Origin of the sequence: Sphingomonas sp. (assembly GCF_035758555.1) — a bacterium.
Taxonomy (GTDB): Bacteria; Pseudomonadota; Alphaproteobacteria; order Sphingomonadales; family Sphingomonadaceae; genus Sphingomonas_B.
Genome location: NZ_DASTXI010000009.1, coordinates 1 through 4830, shown reverse-complemented (window position 1 = coordinate 4830; position 4830 = coordinate 1). Strand labels below are relative to the sequence as shown.

Annotated in this window: 4 protein-coding genes; 1 reads left to right on the top strand and 3 read right to left on the bottom strand. The window is 65.1% G+C overall.

Annotated features, from left to right (window positions below; genetic code table 11):
• Positions 1–1048, top strand: a 1048-nt coding sequence (locus VFT73_RS00570) for a dihydroxy-acid dehydratase (protein WP_326408153.1), incomplete at its 5' end; no start/stop codon positions are given.
• 15 nt (positions 1049–1063) lie between these two features.
• Here the strand turns inward: VFT73_RS00570 and VFT73_RS00565 are convergent.
• From VFT73_RS00565 to VFT73_RS00555, 3 genes are all read right to left on the bottom strand, one after another.
• Positions 1064–1738 carry a FadR/GntR family transcriptional regulator gene (locus tag VFT73_RS00565; RefSeq protein WP_326408152.1) on the bottom strand — a complete coding sequence of 225 codons (675 nt, stop codon included), beginning with the start codon at positions 1736–1738 and terminating at the stop codon, positions 1064–1066.
• Between the two features lie 124 nt (positions 1739–1862).
• The gene (locus VFT73_RS00560; RefSeq protein WP_326408150.1) at positions 1863–3287 is read right to left on the bottom strand and encodes a peptide MFS transporter; all 1425 of its coding nucleotides are present in this window, start codon (positions 3285–3287) and stop codon (positions 1863–1865) included.
• Positions 3288–3297: 10 nt separating this feature from the next.
• On the bottom strand, positions 3298–4830 hold a 1533-nt coding region (locus tag VFT73_RS00555), incomplete at its 5' end, for a DUF885 domain-containing protein (protein ID WP_326408149.1).

The window sequence follows — 4830 nt, the reverse complement described above, 5'->3', positions numbered from 1 at the left end:
CGAAGATCTGAAGCCCTCGGACATCTTGACCAAGGAGGCGTTCCACAACGCGATCCGCGTCAATTCCGCGATCGGCGGTTCGACCAATGCGCCGATCCACATCACCGCGATCGCGCGTCATATCGGCGTCGACTTGCCGCTCGACGACTGGGAAAAAGAAGGGCGCGACGTGCCGCTACTGGTGAATCTGCAGCCAGCCGGTGAGTATCTGGGCGAAGATTATTATCGCGCCGGCGGCGTCCCCGCGGTGGTCAATCAGCTGATGCGCCACGATCTGATCCATGAGGACGCGCAGACCGTCAACGGGCGCACCATCGGCGAGAATTGCCGCGACGCGACGATCGACGACGCGAAGGTGATCCGGCCTTTCGAGCAGCCGCTGGCGGAGCAGGCCGGCTATATCGTGATGAAGGGCAACCTGTTTGACGCCGCGATTATGAAAACCAGCGTCATCTCGCCCGAATTCCGCGCCCGCTACCTCTCCGATCCCGAGCATCCCGGCGTGTTCGAAGGGCCCGCAGTGGTGTTCGACGGGCCCGAGGAGTATCACGCGCGGATCGACGATCCGGCGCTCGGCATCACCGCGAAGACGCTGCTGTTCATGCGCGGCGCGGGCCCGGTCGGCTATCCGGGCGCGGCCGAGGTGGTCAACATGCGGCCCCCGTCCTATCTCATCACCGAGGGCGTAGGCGCCTTGCCGTGCATCGGAGACGGCCGCCAATCGGGAACGTCGGGCAGCCCGTCGATCCTCCACGCCAGCCCCGAAGCGGCGGCGAATGGCGGGCTCGCCCTGTTGCAGACCGGCGACATCGTCCGCGTCGATCTCAATGCCGGGCGGGTCGACGTGTTGATCGACGATGCCGAATTGCAGGCGCGCCGTGAGCGGCTCGTGGCCGATGGCGGCTATCGCTATCCCGAATCGCAGACTCCCTGGCAGGAAATTCAGCGCGCGATTACGGGGCAGATGGATACCGGCGCGATCCTCGAAGGGGCCGAAAAATATCAGCGCATCGCCCAGACGAAAGGCGTCCCGCGCGACAGCCATTGAGGCGGCGCGGACGCCTCACTTCGCCTTGAGCGCGTCCTCGGTGTCGGCGAGCGCCTGCTTGATCAGGGCCTCGGTCGCGCTGCGGGCAAGGCCCTCGTCGGCATTGGCGATCGCCTCGAACAGCGCGCGATGCGCGGGAACCGGATCGCGCGGATGGCGCGTCGTGTATTTGAAGAAGGTCGTCCAGCGAACAGCGGCGGAAATGGTGCTCGCCAGGCTGACCAGCAGCTCGTTGCCGCTCGCTTCGAGGATCGTGGTGTGGAACTTCTGGTCGGCGGCCTGGCCTTCCTCGCTGTTGAGCCCGTGCAGCGCCATCGATTCGACGGCATGGCCCATCGCCGAAAGCTGACGCGCGCTGCGGCCGACCGCCGCGAGCTCGGCGGCCGCCGGCTCGATGATCAAGCGCAACTGAAACAGACTCCGGACGAACTCGAGCGGCGGCGAGCCTTCGAACATCCAGCCGAGCAACTGCGGATCGAGCAGGTTCCAGTCGCTCCGGTCGCGAACGCGGGTGCCGGTCTTGGGGCGGCTTTCGACCAGGCCGCGGGCGGCGAGCATCCGCAGCGCCTCGCGGACCACGCTTCGCGAAACGCCGAGACGTTCGGCAAGCTCCACCTCGCCGGGGAGAATGGTTCCGGGCTGATATTCGCCCGTGACGATGGCGACGCCCAGCTTCTTCGAAAGCTTCACATGCGACGGTTCATGGCGCTTGGGAGGTTTCAATCGGGCTCGCTCTCTCTGCCGGATCCGGCTGATACAATTGCGCCAAATATCGGCGCGGGCCAGCAAAATCGATCGGCGATTGCCGTGCGGCTCACGTCTGGTCGGCGGAGACCAGGGGCTGAGAGCTGTCGGAGGAGGTCGTGTCGGCAGGCGGATCATCGCGCCCCAGCGCCGCGCTGATTGCGTCCTTGAAGAGAAAAACCAGGATGCCGCCGGCAAGGCCGATCGCACCGTCGAGCGCCCAAAAACGCGCCGGCGTCATCTGGCTGTAGAAGCTGCCGACCCACCCCATCAGCACCGATCCGACGAACAGCGACAGGAAGGCGCCGCCCATCAGCGTCGCGTTCATCTTGGCCGGCGCGGCCTCGGAAATCAGCGCCAGCAGCACCGGCCAGAAATAAAGGAAGGCAACTCCCATTCCGGCGAAAGAGAGCAGCGGCCACAGCACGGCGACGCGGCTGCCGGCCGGCGTCAACAGACAGCCGGCGGTGATGACGAGCGCCGAGATGCCGGTCAGCGCTGCGCCAATCCCGATCTTGGCGATGTCGCCCGGCTCTTGGCCACGCCGCGCCTGCCAGCGCCACAAGGCGACCAGCGGCGGCACCGCGACGATGCTGGCGAAGGCGTCGACCGAATTGAACCAGCCCGCGGGAATCTCGCCCCACGGCGTGGCGCGGGAGACGTGCTCACTGATCCAGACGATGCCGACATTCCAGATCATCGGATAAGCGATGTTGGGCAGCACGGTCAGCACGATCACCAGGATCAGCATCCAGGTTCGCGTCCGCTCGGCAGGGGTGAGCGGCGGATGATGATGGCTTTTGGATGCCCTTGCGCCATCGGGCAGGTAGCGTTGCCCGGCGAGGTAGATGATCAGCGCGAGGATCATCAGCGCGCCCGCCAGCCCGAAGCCGTAATGCCAGCCATAAGCGGCGGCGAGCGCGCCGCAGCCGAGCGGGCCGAGCACCGCGCCGACGTTTATCGCGGCGGAGAAGATGGTGTAGCCCTGCGTCCGCCACGATTCGGCCGCGGCGGGATAGAGATGCCCGACCTGCGCCGAGATATTGCCCTTGAGGCACCCCGAGCCGACGATCAGCAGAACGAGCGCGATGAGGAAGCTCGCGTCGAACGCCATCGCGATATGCCCCGCGCTCATCAGCAGGGCGCCGACCACGACGGTGCGGCGCGCGCCAAGCCAGCGGTCGGCGATCAGCCCGCCGAGCACCGGGGTGAAGTAGACCAGCCCCGAATACCACCCGAAGATCAGCGAGGCGAACGCCTGATTGCCGATCGGCCCGCGAAATTCGAGAGCATGGCGGAGCGCGGCGAGCCCGAGCACGTTTTCGGCATGGCCGGGCGTCAGCAACTGCCCGATCATGTAGAGCGCGAGCATCGACGTCATGCCGTAATAGGAAAAGCGCTCCCACGCCTCGGTGAACGCGAGATAGCCGAGACCCTTCGGATGGCCGAAGAAGCTCGTGTCGCGGGGCGACGATTCGGTCTCAGCGGCGGTCAATGGCGGTCCCTCATTCCTCGTCGGGATAGGGGCCGACGCCGCCGGCGGCAATGAAGCGATCGATCCGGGCGTTGAGCACCGGCAACGGCACCGATCCCATCTGCAGCACGGTATCGTGGAAGGCGCGGATGTTGAACTTCGGCCCTAACGCCTTTTCCGCCTTGGCGCGATCCTGCACGATCGCCATCTCGCCGAGATAATAGGACAGCGCCTGACCGGGCCAGGCGATGTAACGATCGACCTCGGTCTTGATCTCGTGATCGTCCAGCGCGGTGTTGTCGTGCATGTATTGCTGCGCCTGCTCGCGCGTCCAGCCCATCGTGTGGATGCCGGTATCGACCACCAGCCGCGCCGCGCGCCACGCCTGATAGCTCAGCATGCCGAAGCGCTGATAGGGTGTATGATAGATGCCCATCTCTTCGCCGAGCTTCTCGCAATAGAGCGCCCATCCTTCGCCGAAGGCCGAGATGTAGCTGTTCTGGCGGAACGGCGGCAGATTCTTGTTTTCGGCGGCGAGCGGCATCTGGAAAGCGTGGCCCGGCGCGCTTTCATGCAGCGTCAGCGCCGGCAGCGAATAGAGCTTGCGCGCCGGCAGGTCGTAGGTGTTGACGAGATAAATGCCGGGGCCGCCGCGGCCGCCGGTGTAATAGGGCGCGATGTCGGCCGGCACCGGGACGATCCCGAAGCGGCGGCGGGGCAGGTGACCGAACCATTTGTCGGCGATGCCGTCGAACTCCTTGGCGATCCAGGCAGCGTCGTTGAGCAACTCCTGTGGGGTTTTCGCGTAGAATTGCGGATCGGTGCGCAGGAATTTGAGGAACTCGGGGAAGGTGCCGTTGAAATGCGCATCCTTCATCGTCTGCAGCATCTCGGCGTGGATTTCCGCCACCTGATCGAGGCCGATCTGGTGGATCTGCGCCGGCGTCAGGTCGAGGGTGGTGAACTCCTTGATCTTGGCCTGATAATAGGCCTTGCCGTCGGGCAGGTCATAGGCGTGGATCGACGGCTGCGCGTGCGGGATGTAGTCGTTGCGCAGGAAGGCGAGCAGCGTCTTGTGCGCGGGGATCACCGATTGCTCGATCGCCTTGACCGCCGCGGCGCGAAGCTCGGCCTGGGTCGCGGCGGGGATGCTGGCGGGCATCTTCTCGAACGGCTTGTAGAAGGCGCTGTCCTGCGGCTTGGCGATATCGATGACCGATGTGACGGTGTCGTCGCGGCCTTGCAGCGTGATCTTGGGCGGAGTGAAGCTGCGTGCGAGCCCGGCGCGCATATTGGCGATCTGCTGACCGAAATAGCGGGGGAAATCGTTGAGCTGAGACAGGTAATTGCGATAATCCTGCTCGCTCGTGAAGGTGCGCCGCGCGGTGCCTGCGAGATTGCCCCAAAACGAAGTGTCGGCGTTCAGCGGCCGCTCGTAATCCTTGAATTTCTGCTGGTTGATGAGGACGTCGATCTGCGCCTTGTAGACGTCGTAATTGACCTGATCGTCGGGCGACAGCTTCGCGCGGTCGATGTCCTCGAGTTGCTTGGCGACATCCTGCCA